This window comes from Paenibacillus sp. 7523-1, from assembly GCF_002276415.1.
In the GTDB taxonomy this organism is placed as follows: Bacteria; Bacillota; Bacilli; order Paenibacillales; family Paenibacillaceae; genus Paenibacillus; species Paenibacillus illinoisensis_A.
This window is the reverse complement of the sequence record NZ_NPBR01000013.1, coordinates 468027-488131: the sequence shown is the minus strand read 5'-3', so window position 1 is coordinate 488131 and position 20105 is coordinate 468027. Positions and strand designations below refer to the sequence as shown.

The window sequence follows — 20105 nt, the reverse complement described above, 5'->3', positions numbered from 1 at the left end:
GTTAAGCGTGGTCTGCTCTACATGAAATCGAAGAAATAACGAACGACATGAAACATGACCGGAGAAGTATAGGTCAGGCTGTCGACCCGGCTAAGATAGCTTTTTTTGAGTGCATCCAATTTGTTGTCGTCCCCGATTAACAAGTCGCGCTTGAGTACAGAGACCGTCAGACTGCCGAAGAAACCGGCAAGGCTGATCAATACACCGATAAAGATCCCGAATTGCCAATCGAACGGAGTCAGATAAGGGTGAATGAAATAGGAGGCTGCCGTTGTGATGACGAATGCACAGGCGAATCCTTCCCATGTCAAAAATGGATTGGCTGTGGGTACCACTTTTCGTTTCCCCAGATAGAGGGAGACCAGATAGTGGACCACATCGTTAAGCTGTGTTAACACTACAAGGAAGAGGACCAGCTTCGACCCATACTCCGGTGTTGCGAACGGAAAGTAGGCCAGATGGCTGAGTCCAAATACCATTAGCATCAATCCCCACTGCGTAGAACTTACACTTCGCAGGAAGCCGACTGTTCCCTTATTAATCAAGCGGGGCAGAGGCAGCACGAGGAAGACATACAGCGGAATAAAGACGATAAACATCCCATACCATCCAATATAGATCCAATAGAACTGCACTGGTATAGCGAGATAAGCCCATAGGAAAAGCCGGCGGTCAGCCTTTCGGGTGCTGCGGATCATGGAGAAATACTCTTTGAGCGCGAAGAACGCGAGTACCATCAACGAGATGAGGGAAACAATCGGATTGAAGAGCGTAGCGAGACAGAAAATGACGAGCATGCCCCACCAGGTCTTGATTTTGTTGCCGATGCCCGAATAGTCCTTATCCGGCTGAAGCTTGGCAATGATTTTGTACACGATATGTATGACGAGTAATGCTGCAAAAATGAGCGTTAATGTGAAGAGCGAGCTGCTCACGAACCAATCACCTGCTTATTCCAGAAGTAAGATCCCATAATTGGGTACCTATGTTATTATGAAGGAATAGTGCCAACTTGATAAGGGGAAATTTCGTTATGACAGCCGACCGTTCAATCTACATCCTGCTTACGAATACAGGGACACTGTTTACCAAGGTTATTCAGAGTTACACCAGAGCACCATACAATCATGCCTCGATCTCTTTCAACCGGGAATTATCCGAGCTGTACAGCTTCGGCCGCAAGCACCCGAACAATCCGCTGAATGGCGGTTTTGTGAAGGAGGATATTCAGACGGGTACATATAGCAAATATCCAAATACGACATGTGTTATTTATGAGCTTCAGGTTACGGATCGCGAGGTGGAAAAAATGAAACGCGTGCTGCAGATCTTCATCCGCAGCCGTCAGAAGTACATGTATAATCTGCTGGGGGTCATCGGCATTACCCTGAAGGAGCCAGTGGAATTCAGCAACTCTTACTTTTGCTCCCAGTTTGTGGCGGAAATCCTTCAACGTTCGGGAATTAAGCTGTGGAATAAGCTGCCTGCACTGGTGACCCCTGATGATTTTCGGCAAAGCGATCGCCTGAAGCTGGTGTACGAAGGAAAGTTAAGCGACTATAAGCCAGTCACCTAAATGCAGAACAGCCTGCTGTCTCGGATCATTGAGCAGCAGGCTGTTCTTGTTACAGGGAGGATCTCGCCGAATGATCAAAGTCCACTTCTTCATTAAACTCAATGACTTCGCCGTTTGGGGGATGAACCGGCGCATTTTTTACTTTTATCTTGTTGTGCATATGCACAATGAATTTCGTCCTTTTATCAATATTTATTTGATGCGCCAGCCTCTATAATGAAAGCGTGTTCAACGAGAGCAAGGGGGCAATCACAATGGAGGCTTTAACTATTAGTTGGATTGGCGCACTGGCAGGGCTTGCTATTGCCATCATATTGATCTTAAGGAAGCTGAACCCGGTCTATTCTTTATTTCTGGGGGCAATTGTAGGCGCTTTAATTGGTGGAGCAAACCTGGAAGAGACCGTAAACATATTGGTGAATGGCACGCAAAGCGTCATGGGCACCGTGCTCCGCGTTCTTGCGGCAGGGGTTCTGGCAGGTGTCATGATGGAGTCTGGAGCTGCAGAGACAATAGCTCAGGCGATTGTGCGAAAATTTGGTGGAAGCAAGGCAATTCTGGCATTGGCACTGGCCACGATGATTATTACAGCTGTTGGGGTATTCATCCCCGTTGCCGTACTTATAGTGGCACCAATCGCACTGTCTGTGGGTAACAAAATGGGCATTTCCAAATTGGCCCTGATTCTTGCGCTATCTGGCGGTGGTAAGGCGGGCAACATTATATCTCCGAATCCCAATACGATTGCAGCGGCACGTGGATTCGATCTGGATCTCAGCAATGTCATGCTGGCAGGTGTGATTCCGGCTATCTGCGGATTAATTGTAACCGTTATCGTCGCTTCGATGCTCAAAAATAAAGGCGTAATGGTTACTGATCAGGAAGCGGAGCAGGGTGAAGTGGATACCTCACAGTACCCGCCGCTGAAAAAAGCAATTGTTGCACCTCTGGTAGCCATCATTTTGTTAATGATTAACCCGATTGGTTCCATAACAGGGGTAGAAGTACTATCTACGTTCAAAGTGGATGCGATGTATATTCTGCCGCTTGCCGGCATCATCGGCATGCTGGCGATGGGACAAGGTAGAAACATTGTGAAGTACACAACTTCCGGATTGAATAAAATGACAGCGACCGTGCTTATTCTGATCGGCGCAGGCGGGATTGCGGGTCTGATCTCTGCATCCGACCTGTCAGGTCAGGTGGTTAGTTTAATTGAAGCATCCGGCATCTCTGGTACCTTCCTGGCGCCGATTGCGGGTATTCTGATGGCAGCAGCTACTGCCTCTACATCAACCGGTGTCATTCTGGCAACAGGCTCGTTCGGCGACGCGATTCTGAACATGGGAACGGCTCCGCTCGCAGCAGCGGTTATGGTGCACACCGGGGCAACCGTCATTGATTCTCTGCCTCAGGGCAATTACTTCCACGTTTCGGCTGACAGCATGAAAATGACGATCCGGCAGCGGATGGGTGTCATTCCTTATGAAGCTATTGTAGGTGGGACGATGGCGACTGTAGCCACATTACTATACGGATTTATCCTCTAATAACAAGGATGGGGTGAGAAGAATGGGAAAGAAGACATTTGTACTGGCACCGGATTCGTTCAAGGAGAGCTTGACGGCGAAGGAAGTCTGTATTGCGATGGAAAAAGGATTACGTAAAATCTATCCGACCGCCAGTTACATCCATGTGCCGATGGCAGACGGCGGGGAGGGGACCGTGCAATCATTGGTGGATGCTTCGAACGGTGTCATTCACCGGAAAGAGGTGAGCGGGCCGCTTGGTCAACCGGTCATGGCGCAGTATGGCATTCTGGGCGACGGCACCACGGCAGCCATTGAGATGGCATCAGCCAGCGGCATTCATCTGGTAACCCCGGACAGCAGGGACCCGCTCCGCACGACCACTTATGGAACAGGCGAATTGATTCGGGCATGTCTGGATCTTGGCATTCGCAAAATCATTATCGGAATTGGTGGCAGTGCCACCAACGATGGCGGCACAGGCATGGCTGAGGCGCTCGGCGCGAAGTTTCTGGATGCCCAAGGGCAGCCACTTGCTCGTGGCGGTGGGGCTCTGAACGAGTTGACCCATATCGATGTGTCGGGTTTGGACCCGCGTTTGCAGGAAGTAGAGCTCATTGTAGCCTGTGATGTGACCAATCCATTATGCGGAGAGCATGGTGCTTCAAGGGTGTTCGGGCCGCAGAAGGGGGCTGCACCGGAAATGGTACAGCTGCTGGATGCCAATCTCTCTCATTATGCGGAGGTGGTGAAACAGCAGCTGGGCAAGGATATTCGGGATGTTCCAGGCGCAGGAGCAGCGGGTGGACTGGGTGCAGGATTGCTGATTTTTACCCAGGCCGTTCTGCGTAAAGGTATTGAGATTGTCATCGAATACACAGGTTTGCAGGGCAAGCTGATTGATGCAGATGTGGTGTTTACAGGTGAGGGCGGAATCGATTTTCAAACAAAATTCGGCAAGACCCCGTACGGTGTTGCACAGGCTGCCAAAAAAGCGGGCAAACCAGTCATCGCCATCGCAGGGTACGTTGGTGAAGGCATTGATACGCTGTACACGGAAGGTATTGATGCTGTATTCGGTATTGTACCGGGAGCAGCCGATCTGGGTAAGCTGCTCCGTGAAGGGCCGGAGAATGTGGAGCGGACCATGGAGAATATTGCAAGAGTGCTGAAGTTGGGTTTGTGATCTTGTTGATCAGTCTGGATGAAATGATAAATGAGAGTATAACGGAGACGGGTTGCGGATCTGCCAGCGTGCAGATACTGCATGCCCGTCTCTCTTTGTTATGGATTGCTGGTGTCACTGATGGAGTGAGAGCAGGCCATGGGTAAGTTCAATCAGTTCCAGCCAGTTGTGAGGGTCTCTGCCCGTAATGCTCTCTATGCGTTTGAGGCGATACTGCAGCGTATTGCGATGAATGTTCAGATCGGTAGCCGTCATGGTCATGCTGCCGTTATGGTGGATGAAGCAGCGCAAAGTTTCCAGCAGATCTGCGTGATCTTCCAGCCTGCTAATGATGTTGGCTTGAGATGTCAGACGAGCCTTGCTGAAGCTTACCAGAAAGTGTACATCATCATAATAGAGGTGAGGAGTAGCCGGCTGAAGTGCCATCAAAATATTCATGACGGATTTTGCCTGCTCATAACAAACGGCGACGTTGGGTTCTTTTCGGCTGACTGAAATAAAGCAGTGAGGCTGTTCTTGACGTAATCGCTCAAGGAGTAAAACAAGATCTGTTTCGCTTTGAATCATGATAATCTGTGCGTCACCTTCGTCCTCCATGGAGAACGAGGGGAATTGCAGCAATACTTTGCCTATACTTTCATTGAATTCAGGAGTACTTCCACTGGCCTTGATGTAGAGGAGGACGGTTGGCAGCTGCAGATCCAGTTTGTATTGCAATGCTTCTTTCCTGATCTTCAAGGAATAGGAGCCGTAATGATTCAATAGGCGTTCCAGAAAGGCCTTCTTGCGCGATGTTTCATGAGCCAGACTTTCCAATTGGTTACGTTGTTCAATGAGGAGCGCTACCGTTGTCCGTACAATGTTACAGAACGGGCGAACCTCATCCGGATGGCCGGAGATTCCGATGACACCCACATGCTGGTTGTTGGTCGTAATCGGTTCATTGGTGCCCATTTTCTCTAATTTCCCGTCCTGCCAGACCTCAATTCGGCTTCCTGTTGTCAGTGCCCGAACAGCACCCTGATGAACGGTTCCGACCCGCTCTTTCTGGCCGCTTCCAATAATAATGCCCTGTTCATTCATGATGTTGATGTTATACGGAATGTCCTGCATCATTTTGTCAACGATTTCCTGTGCCTGTCCCTCGGTGAGCTGCAGCAACGCTATCTCTCCTTTCTATTCATTTTGTGTAATATAGGACAATCGCTATTTTGAATGTTGGCATATCTATCTACATTGTTCATATGAACGAAATTATAAATGATGGATAAGGCTTACACAAATACATATTCACCTCATTTGCGCGAATGATGGTACGATCCTGTCACAGTTCCCGCTCTGATTCGTTAAGGTTCTTGGACTACAATTTTGTAGATGTTCACTAGACGTTGATTTGATAGGCTCGACATAGAGGGTATTAGGTCTTCGAGATTATATGTGAATTTAAAAATGATGAATTATGACGAAAAATGTAGAGATTCAGCCTGTTTTTTATCTTCAGGAAGGATCTTTTTCCATTTTTTAGATCGATTGTTCAGAATCCGTTCAGAGTTGTGTACTACAATAGACCTAATTGCGGACCATTTGAATGGAATAGAAGGGGAGGATGCAGGTTTATGCTTTATAGAAAGTTAGTAAGTTGTATATTAGTTGCAGTTCTGTTTTTGCAGGTTGTTAGTGTGGGTGGGGTAGCGAATGCAGCATCTACACCACTGGAGCAATTAAATGGAATCAGAAAATCAGATCAGGATATTGAGCAAACCATTTCACAAGTTCAAAGTCTCATAGAGAACAGCAGTCTAATCGATAATACCGATAAAACAACGCTCTATGATGGGCTGGATGAAGAACAAAAGAGGGAACTGGCACGAGGATTGATTCTTTTGCTGCCAATTGGGACAGATTATGTGAATCAAAGTCAGGTTAACGACATTTTCTTCCTCTTATACTTTCTAGTAGAATTGCCTAAAGCGATGGATTTAAGTACCGCACAATTTTATTTGGATAATATATATAATTTTTATTTTAGTCGGGCCAGAGACTTCCTACCTTCTGAACAAGCACAACCAATGGTTGAGGCGAGTGCTGCCTACAGCATGCTAAGAGGTGCTGATAAGGAAATATTCACAAATATTGTGATGTTTGGACCTGCTTTAGGTCAACACCAAACACCCATTAATTATAAGGGTCAGATTCAATTACTGAACGTGCTGATGTCGGATTATCTTCCAATTAACAGACCCATCACTGGATCAGACATGGATGCTGCACTGAATAGTCTCTATGCACACTATCAAATGACTTGGATGATTGGTATGGATCCAAATGCTACAGTTCACCCTTTTCCAATCAACATGGAGAAGATGTCTACCATCCAGAGTAATGAGCAGAGACGGGCGGAACTGGCAGATTGGATGATTTATAAAAGACCCGGTGTTGAAGGGTACAATACCACAGCAGAAGTACAAGCCGCCTTTGACGCATTCTTCGCAGTGGCTGCGCCAGCAGTGACAGCGGATGATGAGGCCAATGTGATCTTAGGTGCGGACGATACAATGGAATATAGCACGAATGCTGGCGTGGATTGGTTTGTTCACAGTTCTGCTAATCAACCTCAATTTGACGGTGCGCAAACGGTATGGGTACGTGTGAAAGCAACTGAAAGTACTCCAGTAGGTCCTTACGTGACATTGACCTTCACCGAGAATAGAGGAGCAGATCCACTTGAGGCAATAAACTTGGCAAAAAGTAATGAAGATGTAGCCGGTGTGCTTACTGCAGTTCAAGATCCTCAAGTTGGAGTAATTCTTCCTCAGGATTTTGGCAACTGGACCGAGGATGAGAAAGAATCCATGGCTGAGTTTCTGACGTTTATGAACGGCAGCAAAGGATATATAAATAAAGATCAAGTGCAATATGTGATTGACCTGGTTGTTTACCCTCGGAACCTCCTTGAAACGCGTGATTTGCTGAGCGTGGAACAGAGGGTTACAACGTATTTTGACATGCTGAGAGGTCTGTCTGACGTATTCAGTGGAAATATGGATTCCAGCATCTCTACCATTTATAGTGTTGGGAAAAAGTATAACAATCTGTCGGCAGTAGATAAGCAGATTTTGGTGTACAATATTACCTTTGAACTTATTCGTAGTTCAACACCTTTATATCAATATAAAGATCAGTTATCTGCTGAATTATCAACTTATATCCCGATCAATAACTTGAGTAACCAGCTTGAAATGCACAGTGCATTGGTTAACCTTCGATTACTACAGAAGGAGTCGGCGCAATTTAACAATGATCCTTACCTTGGACATTTGGAAGAGTTTCCACTTAATCTAAATAAGGTTGACCAATTGGAGCACAACACCTATCAAGAACTCGCCCAGTGGATGATTGATAAACGTCCAGTAGAGGGTTACGCAAACTACCAGGCAATTCAACAAACGTTCAATGCCTTCTTTGGTCCATTATCACCCATGGAGCAATTAAACGATGCAGTAGATGCAGAAAATCTAGATGAGGTTCTATCTATTATCCGCAACAGCCCTGAGCTTGTAATTCTTCCTGCGGGATTCAATGATCTTACTCCTGAAGAGCAGTTAGCTGTAGCTCAAGCTTTGATTGATTTGCTTCCGGATAAATATGATTATGAAAATGAAGGACAAGTAAGATATATCGTTGAGCTGGCATATGAAGCTGTGCTTGCTTATAAGGCAACGAGTCAGGCCGAGATGCAAAATCATCTGGATCATTTCTATATGAAGCTTTCTCAAGTCAATGAATATATCTCGATTGAAGACTTCGAAGATTATGAGGAATTCCGTGAGCTTAGCAAAAAGTACGTAGAGGGATCTGTTGTAGATCAAAAATTGATCGCTTATATGGCTCGCCTCATCTTCAAAGAAGAGGGTCTGTCAGTGGATAAGGCTGTGCTCGGCATGGTTATGATCTTGACCATTTCTCCGTCTCTTAATGTAAACACAGCAGAAGAGATGAGCCAAACCCTGTTTACACTTCTGATGATTCAACAAGAGGTGGAGGAGTACAACAAACAATCGGATCATGAGAAACTGGATGATTTCCCATTGAATTTCTCGAAATTAGCAGAAGCATCGAGTGATGAGTCTAAGATCGAAAAACTCGCACAATGGATGCTGGAGAAAAAACCGGCTAACGGTTATGGAAGCTATGCCGAGGTTCAATCGGCATTTGATGAGTTTTTTGAACCTAAGACCCCGGTTGTCACTCCGCCAAGCAGTGGCGGAAGCGGTGGGGGATCTTCATCTACACCTGTAACATCAACGCCTGCAACCAACAAAGAAACACTTACGGTGGATGTGAATGGTACCAACGGGACCAATTTGGTGAAAACAACGATTACACGTACAACAGAAACAAATGGTAAGGTGAAGGACCTCGTAACGATGTCTGAAGCGACTGCCAAAGAATCGGTAGAAAAAGCGAAACAACTTGGCATGGATACAGCACGCATCGTCATTCCGGATGCCAAAGATTCCGTATCCGAGACTCGCGTTGAACTGCCAAAAGCAGCAGTAAAACAGCTGAATGACGGTGGACTTAAGCTGGAGATCTCGACAGAGAATGCGATCATTTCGATTCCTACGGCTTCGACCGCTGGTTTCGACCAAGACTTGTACTTCCGCATTGTGCCAATGAAGCAGGAATCCGAGCGCAAGCAAGTGGAGGAACGCGCGAAGCAAGAGCAATTGATTCAGCAAATTACGCCTCATGCAAATGTAACCGTACTGGCTCGTCCAGTCGAAATCGAAACGAATATGCAGAGCCGTGAAGTAACACTGACATTGCCACTGCGTGATAGTCTGCCGACAGATGCAGCAGCACGTCAGAAGGCTTTGGACAACCTGGCCATCTACATTGAACACAGTGACGGTACCAAAGAATTGCTGCAAGGCAAGCTGGTTCAGCTGAACGATGGCAGTGAAGGCATTGAATTTACAGTGAGCAAATTCAGTACGTTCACACTGGTTGTGGTCGATGGACTGAAAGCGGCGGAAACGACAAACAAACCGTATATCAAAGGTTTTGGAGATGAGTTCCGTCCAGATGCATTCGTGACTCGTGCACAAATGGCAACCATGCTGGCGCGTAACCTGACGGATGAACCTAAAACTGTGATTTCCGGTAACTTTGCCGACGTAACAGCAACGCACTGGGCAAACAGCGAAATTGCACAAGCTCAATCCGCAGGCATCATGAATGGCATGAGCGCAACTCAATTTGTACCAGAAGGTTCAATCACACGTGCGCAGATGGCGACGATTGCTTACCGCTGGATGCAGCGGCAATCAGGAAGTGTATCCGCAGCAACGGAAGCCAGCGCATCCTTTACGGATGTGTCCACAGATTCCTGGGCTGCAGAAGCGATCGCGTATGTACAATCTGCTGGTCTGATGACTGGATACACAGATGGTACGTTCAAACCGGATAACCAATTGACCCGGGCTGAAGCAGTAAAAGTATTAAATGTATTGTTCAAGCGTACACCAGCAGCGAGTACAGGTTCACAATCGTTCTCTGACGTACCCGCGTCTCACTGGGCATACGCAGATATCGAAGCCGCAGCACAGCAATAAACAGTCGTAAAATCAATAATAAATAAGGCCACCCATCGGGTGACCTTATTTGTATTCTAAAGAACGAATCATATCTTATTAGATGCAAAAATTCCACATAACCTTACTGCAACGAACCATATTTCTCCTACTGTCTGCTCTTTAGCCACTCCATTTACACGGCTTTAATCATGTTCAACTGGAGCATTGCCATAAAACCCACCATCCCGCAGCTGGTTTACAAATCCCTGCAGCCACTGATAATACTGCTCCGCATGCTGAAGTTTATGCAAATCCCGCAAAGCTTCTTCCCGTTCCTCTGGCAGGGTTGTTCTGGCGAGGATAATCTCGGATAACTCCGGGATGACCTCCTGAAGACTCTCCTGCATAACGTCAATCTCCCGTTGGAGTTTGGCACCAAAGAAGTTTTGAAATGTACGGAAAAAGTCTGTTTCTGCCAAATAAAGATCCTGCCGCTCGCGCTTCTCCTCCAGTTTGTAAACCATCTGTGACTCGGTAAGAGAACGTACCGCATAGCTCATATTGCTTTTGCTCATGTTCATCGACGTCTTCATTTCTTCCAATGTCATGGGCCGATCCTCGAAATACATAATGCCATACAGCTGGCCAAAGGAATGATTAACTCCGTATAAATCCATGGTATGGGCAATGGCGTCTATGACTTTCTCCCTGAGTTCCTGCCGATAGGACACCACTTTGGGCTCCTGTTCCCCGGCCATTTCTTTTCCCACAATCTCACCTCTAGTATATGGATGGGATTTCCTTTTTCGTCTTCATATTTTACATGACTTCCTGTGATTTTAACATAACACGGAAATTGATTTTTCAAATGTATTATACAATCATTTTTGTACAGAAGAGAATATGGAGCGTTTTTAACCGAGTTTATCCCTAATGTTAAATAAAAATTGAACGACGAGGAGTGTGTGAATTGCGTGTGAAATTATGGAGGGAAACAGAGGCAATTCTGTTCACCCTTCCCGCTCTGGTCCCGCTGCTTGTTTTCTGGATGGGGCCACTGGGATACATCGTTTACCTAAGTTTTACGGATTGGGATTTTATGAGTCCGGACAAGCTGTTCGTTGGTTTGGAAAACTACAGTTATCTGCTGACCAACTCCGAGTTTTACAAGTCGCTCAAGGTGACCCTGCTGTTCGGATTAGGGAGTGTCATTCCTACTATCGTTGGCGGACTGGCACTGGCCATGCTCATGAACAGCCGAATCAAATCATCCGGCCTGTTCCGAACACTGCTGTTTTCCCCTTGGGTTACACCAACGGTAGCCGTATCCATTGCATGGTCATGGATATTTGAACCCGAGGTGGGGCTTGCCAACTTAATGCTGGGCTGGGTCGGCGTATCTCCTATCGGCTGGCTTAGGGATGCGGACTGGGCACTAGTGGCCGTGCTTATTGTAACGCTGTGGAAATCCATTGGCTGGTCCATGGTGTTCTACCTGGTTGCACTGCGCAATCTGCCATCCGATCTGCTCGAGGCCGCATCCATTGATGGTGCAGGCAGCTGGGACAAGTTTCGAAGCATTACACTGCCATTGATCTCGCCAACCACGTTCTTCCTGTCGATCATTCTGACGATCCAGTCCTTGCAGGCCTATGATCAGATCAATGTAATGACGCAGGGGGGACCTGCCGGATCAACGAGAACACTGCTCTATATGTATTATCAGTCTGCGTTTGAATCCTTCAATGTAGGCGAGGCATCGGCGATTGCCGTTGTCATTATTCTGATCTGTGTACTGCTGTCGGGTGTATCGTTCCTGCTCAGCAGACGCCTGGTGCACTACTAATGGATATGACCGCGATAAGTAAACAAACAAGTAAAGGTTCGAGTCGTGAAAATACCCAAAAAGAAAAGGTCCCCCGTGTGGGGAAATTACTGGGTACCGCCATCCGATATCTGCTGCTGGCGTTAATCAGCCTTGCCATGGCCTTCCCTTTTTATTGGATGGTGATCAGCGGCTTCAAGACCAATGATGAGATCTGGCAATTCCCGCCGACCTTCTGGCCCGAGACGTTCCGCTGGAACAATTATGTGGATGCATGGCAGTCGGCTCCATTTGCCCGTTACATGCTGAACAGTACAGGTGTGGCGGCCGCAATCTGTCTATTCCAGATCATCAACTCCAGCATGATGGCTTACGCCCTGACTCACATGCGTTTTCGAATGAAGGGCATACTCACCGGACTTATTCTGGTCGGGTATATGATTCCGAGCACAGCAGTTTATCTGCCCAGTTATCTGGTTCTCAGCGAACTCAGACTGCTGGATTCCTATACAGGCTTGATCGTATCCAACTGTGTCAGCGTGTTTTCCATTTTCCTGATTCGTCAGGCATTCATGCAGGTGTCTCATGAGCTTGTGGAAGCTGGGCAGCTCGACGGTGCATCGCACTTCCGCATTTTGTGGACCATTATAGCTCCACTGGTTCGCTCGACATTTGCCGTAATGGTATTGATTACGTTCATCGACCAGTACAACAACTACTTCTGGCCGATGCTGATTACGAAAGACCCGAATCTGCAGTTGGTATCTGCAGGTCTGCGCAGCTTCTTTGTGGAAGGCGGGGCTTATGGACTCGCGTGGCCGCAAATTATGGCGGCCAGTGCGTTCACTATTGCACCACTGCTCATTCTCTTCCTGTTTACTCAGAAAACGATTATGCAAAGTGTAAACATGACGGCTGGCGTAAACAAAAACTGATTTTGACAACATATTTATATAGGAGGAATCAAAATGAATTGGAGTCTGGCGAGTACAGCGTGCAGGAAAAAATGGAAACTCAGGTGGAAAGGCGGCATGTCACTGGTACTGGCGGCGAGCTTTGCCCTCATTACGGCTTGTGGTTCTACAGCGGACAGCGGATCAGGTACAGGATCAGATGCAGCGGCGAGCGGTGCAGATTCGTTATCCAGCGGTCCGGTTGAGATTGAGTTCTGGTACGGCCTGGGAGGTAACCTGGGAGATAACATGAAGAAAACGATTGACGCCTTCAATGCCTCGCAGAACGAGGTTGTCGTGAAAGGTATTGTACAAGCGGACTATACGGAGACGGAACAAAAGCTGCAGGCAGCGATTGCTTCCAAAAAGGTACCCGCAGCCGTACTCAGTGCCAATATGGACTGGGCTCGCAAAGGATATTATGCATCCATGGACGAGATGATTGCTGCCGATCAGGAATTCGATAAAGAGGACTACGTCCAAACCTTCCTGGATCAAGGAAAAGTAGACGGCAAGCAGTACTTTTTACCGATGTACGGAACCACCCAAGTCATGTATTACCGGATGGATACCCTGAAGGAGAATGGAATCGATCCCGCAAGTCTGACGACATGGGAAGCGCTGGCGGAAGCTGCCGCGAAAATGACCAAGCAGGAGAACGGCAAAACAACCTTCTACGGCTGGGAACCGATGTGGGGCAATGAGAACATGGTGGATGCCGTATTGGGCAAAGGCGGACAAATTCTGAGTGATGACGGCAAGACCGTGATGATCGATTCGCCGGAGTGGGTAGAGACATGGGAGCTGTTCCGCAAATGGATTCACGATGACAAGATCATGGGCATTCACTTTGGCGGACAAGGCTGGGAGTACTGGTACAAGACAATTGATGATGTCATGAAAAATAAAGCAGCAGGCTACACCGGCTCCAGCGGTGATCAGGGTGACCTGGACTTCAGTATCGTGGCAGCCATGGAGCAACCGGGCTGGGAAGGTGTAGGACAAGGCAAACCGGTAGCAAGTGCCATCATGGCTGGAATACCGGCTGCAGCAAGTCCTGAACAGCAGCAAGCGGCATACCAATGGCTGACGTATTTCTCGGAGACGGCCAATACAGCGGCTTGGTCCATGAACACAGGTTACATCGCCGTTCGTCAGTCTGCGCAGGAAGATCCGGATTTCAAAGCGTTCAGTGAAGAGAATCCACAGATCAAGGTTCCTCTGCAGCAAGCAGCGCATGCTTCCGCTCCATTCCAGGATCCGACGGGTGGCAAGATCAACGAAGCATTGAAGGATGCGGCAGACCAGGTGCAGATTAACAATATGCCTGCGGAACAGGCCCTTAAGGAAGCCAAAGAGAAGGCTCAAAAGGAACTGGATCGGGTGAAATAAGGAGCTTAAACAGGATGTCTGAATTAAACTTGGGAAACCTGTCTACCCCGATTGAGGCCATTCTGTTTGACAAGGATGGAACCCTGCTGGATTTTACGGTGATGTGGGGGTTCTGGACAGATTGTGTAATGGAGAATTTCAGGGAAGAGCTCGCCGTACGTGGCCTTCCGTTCGCTGAGGATGAGATCCCCCATATTTGGGGGACACGCCATGACGAGCAAGGCCGGATGAATGGATATGATGTACGGGGGCCCCTTGCCATGGGAACGATGGAGGAAGTTTATGCCGTACTGACGTGGCATGGGTACCGTGCAGGGTTGAGCTGGGCAGAAGCCAAAATCATCGTAAGGGAGTGTCTGTTGCAGGCGGAATATGCCATGAATAAGGCACGTCCCGTCCAGCCCCTTCCGGGAGTGCGTGCATTTTTGGAGCAATGCCGAGACAAAGGTTTGAAGATGGGTGTAGTTACTGCAGATGAGACGGAGAGTGCTCTGCGTCATCTGCAGTGGATGGGTATCGAGTCCTTTTTCTCCGTAGTTGTGGGAACAGATCAGGTTGGACGGGGTAAGCCGTTTCCTGACATGTTATTGCTGGCCTGTGAGCGCATGGGTGTCTCGGTTAGCAAATCTGTTGTGATTGGGGATACGGACGGGGATATGGAAATGGCACGCTCTGCAAGGGTAGCATGGAAGATTGCCGTAGGTGATCCTGAACAGATCCGACTCTCCGACCTGACGGTACGGTCATTTCATGAACTGCTCGAAGTTGGTGTGACTGGATGACGAGCCATGCCTATACAGGATGGATATTGCTCGCGCTGGCCATTGGACTGGAACTGAGCGGTACGATTCTGATGCGAGTTTCGGATGGGTTTACCCGCCTGTGGCCTTCCATTCTGATGTTTGTCTGTTATGGAGCAAGCTTTACCTTGCTGAATTTTGCAGTGAAGTATATGCCTCTAGGGGTTGCCTATGCAATCTGGTCGGGGGTAGGCATTACGCTGATCGGAGTTGTAGGCCATTATTTTCTGGGTGAACGCCTGAAGGCAATGTCTGTCGTGTGGATGGGCTTTATCCTGATTGGCATTATTGGACTGAAATGGAGTGATTCCTGATGGAAAATGAACAACAACGTGATCAACCGCTATTCAGCTTCCAGGTCATCACGGACACCCATGTGAGAGATCAAGCTGATCATATCTACAACCGTCATCTGGAGAAGGCATTAGCCGACATTACATCGTATGCCAAGGGCAGCAGCGGAATCATGCATGTAGGCGATGTAACGGATCGCGGTTTGCCGGAAGAATACAAGGAACTGGAGCGTATTCTGGACATGTACCGGAATGTGCTACCTGAGATACGTTATACCGTAGGCAATCATGATATAGGAGCCATCCTCTGGCAGGATCCCCCGATTAATCTAACTACAATGACATCTCATGAGGTCAGTGAAGTGTTGGGCCATGTAGATCAGATGAGGGAAGAGGAGAATGAAACTTCAGATGCCCTAATAACGACGGAAGGGATCTGGGAGAAACGATTAAATGAGTTCAGGGCCATCACAGGTATGAAGGGTTCCTATCATGACCATTGGATTGAAGGTTATCATTATATCTTTTTGGGTTCGGAGCAGCCCCATCCGAAGGACTGCGATATGTCTGCAGAACAGCTGAATTGGCTGGAGGCAGTATTATCCGAACAGGCATCGCCTGATCGGCCGATCTTTGTCTTTTTGCACCAGCCGCTGATGGATACAGTAGCGGGTTCGATGAAAGATCAGGGATGGTTTGGCGTGAACCAGGATGCTGAAGTGAAGGCCATCTTAAGTCGCTATCCTCAGGCAATTTTGTTCTCGGGGCATACTCATTGGCAGCTGGAGGCACCGCGCACCATGTACGAAGGTGGTGGTCATTCGCCAACGATGTTTAATGCCGCTTCCGTAGCGTACTTGTGGACGGATGAGGATGAGCATCTCGAGGGCAGTCAGGGTTTGCAGGTGGATGTGTATACCGATCAGGTTGTTGTCAGAGGACGTGACTATTTAACGGGAACATGGATTGAGGGTGCAGAGTACACGATCCTATATCCGGTGAAAGTACAGGTCGACTTGTAGGTTAGCAGAGCATAGAAGACTTCGCCCAAAGACTTGGCGGAGTTTTCGTTGTGTACATAAAAGTTCCACGTGAAACGTCTCGACCCCGGCCTTTTTTGGGTAAACTTGTAAATTGGTCTGGCGGGGCTCTATACTCAATAGTATGTATAACATTTGATAGTAGAGAGGATGTATACGCCGCATGAGAGAACTTCAAGTTAACACACGGTACGGTACAGTTGAGGGAGAACATCTGCATGGAGCGAGTGTATGGAAAGGCATCCCTTATGCCAAACCGCCAGTGGGCGAATTGCGCTTTCAAGCCCCGATTCCGCCTGAATCGTGGGGTGGAGTCAGGGAAGCGAAGCAGTTCGGACCTGAAAATATACAGCCAAGACATCATCAAGCAGAAGGGATATTCGGAGAGCCTCCTGCGGAGTCGGAGGACAGTCTGTATCTGAACATCTGGGCACCGGAAAAAGAAAGCCAACATCCTCTCCCCGTTATGGTATGGATTCATGGAGGTTCATTCACTTCGGGTGCGGGAAGCCAGCCCCTGTATGATGGAACCCAGCTGGTGCTGCGTGGCGATGTTATCGTTGTGACGATTAACTATCGTCTCGGTCCTCTTGGATTCATGCATATGGCTCCACTTGGGGAAGGGTTTGCAACCAACGTTGGCCTGCTGGATCAGGTTGCTGCCCTGCAGTGGGTGCAGGACAATATCGCAGCCTTTGGCGGTGATGCGAGCAATGTTACTGTATTCGGCGAATCGGCCGGTAGTATGAGCATTGCTGCATTGATGGCCATGCCGGCGGCCAAGGGCTTGTTCCACCGTGCTATTATGCAAAGCGGAGCATCACAGTTCATGCCTGCAGAGCAGGCTGCCGAGATCCGGAACGGTGTATTGAAGGTTCTGGGCGTAACCCAGGATGATCTGCATAAGCTGAAAGATATCCCGGCGGAGCAGATCCTTGCTGCTGGCGAAACGGTCAAAAAACATAGCGGTGCTGCCATGGCTTTGTTGTTCCAGCCCGTGCTGGACGGTGTAACGCTTCCACAATCTCCACTTGAGGCTATACGTGCGGGAGCTGCCCAAGGCATCCCAGTATTGATTGGAACCACCCTGCATGAAGGTGCGCTGTTCATTCAGCCGCATGTCCCTTATTCGGAAGAGATCGATATGGTACAGGCCGTCGATTTCATGACACCGGATCTGGAGAATCGTGCTGCGATTGCAGACAGCTATCCCAAAACGGCAGACGGACAGGCTCAGGTGATGACCGATCTGTTCTTCTGGCGCTCGGCGCTTCAATACGCAACTGCTCAACAGAAATATGCCCCGGTGTGGATGTACCGGTTCGATTGGGTCATGCCAGAACACCCACTGCTGAGAAAGTCGATCCACAGCATTGATATCTTCTTTGCTTTTAACACACTGCATGCGTTGAAATCCATGAACGCCGAACCGGATGCAGCCGCTACAGAACTGGCGGGCAAGGTGCAGGATGCCTGGATTTCCTTTGCCAAGAATGGCCGTCCGGAAACGGCTGGTGTAAACTGGCCTCCTTATGAGGAGAATCGCGCGACGTTGATCTTCAATCATGAAATTGAACTTGCGCATGACCCAGAGTCATCCAAGCGGGAACTGCTGGGCGTTTAAACGAGCGAATTACAGTGTCATCATATACAGATCAAAGGCGTCTTCCGTCATGCTTAATGGAAGACGCCTTCTTTTGTCCATTCAATACACTGCTGCTGACCAAAGTGTCCGATGTACTGCCCAATTCACTTACGGGAAGCTCTGATATTGGATACATGATCACAATAGAATGAACGGCTACCTCTAGAGAAGAGTACCAATATGACGTGAATGAAGAGTGCTCCGAACATGAGCATATAGAGACCGATCATCCCAATCGAAATCCACACTTTATACGGTTCAAGCACCGAGTCATTATTGACAAAGGCATAATCGTTGATAAGTCGGATCATGGTAAAAATGAGCCATGGCATATAAAGCGCAAGCCAGCGTTTAAACAGCGACGGCATGGATGGTTCCCCTGTCTGCCTATGAACATACCGGAAGCGCATAAGGGCGGAGCCTGGCGTTTTGCCATCCCGAACACTCGGAATGATAAACAATACAATGAGCATCGCGATGGTTGTATTGGCTGCACTGTTAATGACATTGGCGCTGGATAGACTAAAGATTGAGAGCAGATTCGATAGGAATACCACCACAACACCGTCGATGATGAGTGCAAGCAGCTGAGGGATCGGGAACACTTGGTTTTGCTCCACAATCTGCTCACTTTTCGCCTGAATGCTGGCACGTGACGGGAATAGGGCAAGCAGGATCGGTGCTGCGAAGAATCCAAGTACCGCTCCTGACGTATTCGACAGCAGGTCATCGACATCAAACAGTCGATAAGGGCAGTCGTAATAGCCGTAGAATCCGGTAATTTGCGTAATCTCAAAAAACAGGGAAAGACCAAATCCACCAAGCAGGGCATATTTCCAGTAGGATCTCTTTTGGAAAAAGTACCGGATATACATACCCAGAGGCATGAGCAGCAGAACGTTAAACAGAATTTGCAGAAAAGCCCTGCCTTGAATCATCCCCATATAGGTGGACGGCTGGGACCATACAATCGGTGTTTCTTTCATAATATCTTTGACAAAAGTGAAGGGAACGAGATTGTAATATACGGTATCGGCTGCCTGCTGGGCACACGTATTGCGGGTCGTCGGAAAGGGCAGGATGACGAGACAATATGCAGCGAGAATATAAAAGATGAACGAAAAACTGATGGCAAAGCGTGACCAGCTGAAAAATCCGTCTTTGCGATAACCATAAATGAGCCACGGAACAAGTAAAAACATGGCGATGATCACGAAAATAAAGAAAGCTGTTTGTACAGGGAAAACATAAGAAGACATGGGCATGGACATGACAAGAAACTCCTTTTGAAAAAATATATTTCATGGACGGGCTGAACCCGGAAGCGAATATGCAATTAACACGAACCAGAATCTGAATATGGATATGTCACGGGAAACTCTCCCGGATAGGTATATCGTATAGGATGCGTTTTAAAGTAAGGAGAGGTGAACCTTAAATTTCGTTTAAATTCCATTAACCGAACGCAGAATGGGGGACAACATGGATTTAACGTGATCCATTCGCTGGAAGGAACATGAGGAATCCCGTATACTTGCGAGAAGCCCAAAAAAGGAATGGAGAGTTTAAACAATATGTCCAATTTACCTAACTGCCCCAAATGCAATTCCGAATACACATACGAGGACGGTAATCTGCTGGTATGCCCGGAATGTGCACATGAGTGGACGTTGGAATCCGAAACCGAGCGTGCAGAAGAAACTAAAGTCGTACGTGACTCGAACGGCAATGTTCTGAATGATGGAGACACCGTGACAGTCATTAAGGATCTGAAGGTGAAAGGAAGCTCACTGGTTGTCAAACAAGGAACCAAAGTAAAAAATATCCGTTTGATTGACGGTGACCATGATATCGACTGCAAAATCGATAGTTTGGGTGCGATGAAGCTGAAGTCCGAATTTGTGAAAAAGATCTAGAAGGTTACATAGTGTATTTCATGAACGAAGCATCTGAGAAGAATTGACAGGGAATATATGGATGGTATATACTGTCTGAAATTTAACAGGCAAACGCAATGATCAGGAGTACTAAGGACTAAGGCTGGCTCAGAGAACTGCCGTATGGTGCAAGGCAGTCCAACCTATCCCCAACTCGCCTGTGAGCGGCAGGATTGAGCAGCAGTCATTCAGACGGACTGAGATTAGATCCTGACGGCTAACTCCCGTCATCAGGTTCCTGAGTTTCTGTGGTCCAGTAGATACAGAGAGATCTGTCATTAATGGTTCATGGATGAAGAAGAGTGGTACCGCGAAGGTTATACCTGTCGCCTCTTAGTTGAGGTGGCAGG

Annotated in this window: 16 protein-coding genes; 12 read left to right on the top strand and 4 right to left on the bottom strand. The window is 47.9% G+C overall.

All coding sequences use genetic code 11. The annotated features are described in order from the left end of the window. Nucleotides 1-17 precede the first annotated feature (17 nt). A complete protein-coding gene (locus CHH60_RS17225) occupies nt 18-935 on the bottom strand; it encodes a phosphatidate cytidylyltransferase (RefSeq protein ID WP_095360270.1) in 918 nt (305 codons plus the stop codon). 98 nt (nt 936-1033) lie between these two features. On the opposite strand from CHH60_RS17225, the gene CHH60_RS17220 reads away from it, so the two are divergent. From CHH60_RS17220 to CHH60_RS17210, 3 genes are all read left to right on the top strand, one after another. Continuing rightward, nucleotides 1034-1576, top strand: a complete 543-nt coding sequence (locus tag CHH60_RS17220; RefSeq protein ID WP_095360269.1) for a hypothetical protein — start codon at nt 1034-1036, stop codon at nt 1574-1576. Between the two features lie 254 nt (nt 1577-1830). Continuing rightward, nucleotides 1831-3126, top strand: a complete 1296-nt coding sequence (locus CHH60_RS17215) for a GntP family permease (RefSeq protein ID WP_095360268.1) — start codon at nt 1831-1833, stop codon at nt 3124-3126. Between the two features lie 22 nt (nt 3127-3148). Further along, a complete protein-coding gene (locus tag CHH60_RS17210) occupies nt 3149-4291 on the top strand; it encodes a glycerate kinase (protein WP_095360267.1) in 1143 nt (380 codons plus the stop codon). A gap of 114 nt (nt 4292-4405) precedes the next feature. On the opposite strand, the gene CHH60_RS17205 is transcribed toward CHH60_RS17210, so the two are convergent. Beyond that, a complete protein-coding gene (locus CHH60_RS17205) occupies nt 4406-5452 on the bottom strand; it encodes a CdaR family transcriptional regulator (protein WP_095360266.1) in 1047 nt (348 codons plus the stop codon). Between the two features lie 455 nt (nt 5453-5907). On the opposite strand from CHH60_RS17205, the gene CHH60_RS17200 reads away from it, so the two are divergent. Then, nucleotides 5908-9909 carry a DUF4073 domain-containing protein gene (locus CHH60_RS17200; RefSeq protein WP_095360265.1) on the top strand — a complete coding sequence of 1334 codons (4002 nt, stop codon included), beginning with the start codon at nt 5908-5910 and terminating at the stop codon, nt 9907-9909. Between the two features lie 164 nt (nt 9910-10073). On the opposite strand, the gene CHH60_RS17195 is transcribed toward CHH60_RS17200, so the two are convergent. Next, on the bottom strand, nt 10074-10628 hold the full coding sequence (locus tag CHH60_RS17195; RefSeq protein ID WP_095360352.1) for a GbsR/MarR family transcriptional regulator: 555 nt from the start codon (nt 10626-10628) through the stop codon (nt 10074-10076). A gap of 212 nt (nt 10629-10840) precedes the next feature. Between CHH60_RS17195 and CHH60_RS17190 the strand changes: the two genes are divergently transcribed. The 7 genes from CHH60_RS17190 (at nt 10841) to CHH60_RS17160 (ending at nt 17797) form a co-directional block, all read left to right on the top strand. Beyond that, a complete protein-coding gene (locus CHH60_RS17190) occupies nt 10841-11716 on the top strand; it encodes a carbohydrate ABC transporter permease (protein ID WP_095360264.1) in 876 nt (291 codons plus the stop codon). Nucleotides 11717-11721: 5 nt separating this feature from the next. Then, nucleotides 11722-12630 (top strand): carbohydrate ABC transporter permease, encoded by a 909-nt coding sequence (locus CHH60_RS17185; protein ID WP_255247969.1) that lies wholly within the window; start codon nt 11722-11724, stop codon nt 12628-12630. A gap of 33 nt (nt 12631-12663) precedes the next feature. Next, entirely contained in the window at nt 12664-14040 is a 1377-nt protein-coding gene (locus CHH60_RS17180; protein WP_095360263.1) for an ABC transporter substrate-binding protein, read from the top strand. Between the two features lie 14 nt (nt 14041-14054). Further along, nucleotides 14055-14822 carry an HAD family hydrolase gene (locus CHH60_RS17175; RefSeq protein WP_095360262.1) on the top strand — a complete coding sequence of 256 codons (768 nt, stop codon included), beginning with the start codon at nt 14055-14057 and terminating at the stop codon, nt 14820-14822. After that, nucleotides 14819-15154: a DMT family transporter gene (locus CHH60_RS17170; protein WP_095290695.1), complete on the top strand. Its 336-nt coding sequence runs from the start codon at nt 14819-14821 to the stop codon at nt 15152-15154. Before CHH60_RS17175 ends, CHH60_RS17170 begins: the two co-directional genes overlap by 4 nt. Continuing rightward, complete coding sequence (locus tag CHH60_RS17165; RefSeq protein WP_095360261.1) at nt 15154-16155, top strand: metallophosphoesterase family protein; 1002 nt, start codon at nt 15154-15156, stop codon at nt 16153-16155. Before CHH60_RS17170 ends, CHH60_RS17165 begins: the two co-directional genes overlap by 1 nt. Before the next feature lie 181 nt (nt 16156-16336). Next, entirely contained in the window at nt 16337-17797 is a 1461-nt protein-coding gene (locus CHH60_RS17160; protein WP_095360260.1) for a carboxylesterase/lipase family protein, read from the top strand. 125 nt (nt 17798-17922) lie between these two features. Here CHH60_RS17160 and CHH60_RS17155 read toward each other — a convergent pair whose 3' ends face one another. Continuing rightward, nucleotides 17923-19089, bottom strand: coding sequence for a VanZ family protein (locus CHH60_RS17155; RefSeq protein WP_255247968.1), 1167 nt, complete (start codon nt 19087-19089; stop codon nt 17923-17925). Between the two features lie 303 nt (nt 19090-19392). Here CHH60_RS17155 and CHH60_RS17150 point away from each other — a divergent pair, with 303 nt between their 5' ends. Beyond that, entirely contained in the window at nt 19393-19734 is a 342-nt protein-coding gene (locus tag CHH60_RS17150; RefSeq protein WP_095290698.1) for a zinc ribbon domain-containing protein YjdM, read from the top strand. Nucleotides 19735-20105 lie beyond the last annotated feature (371 nt).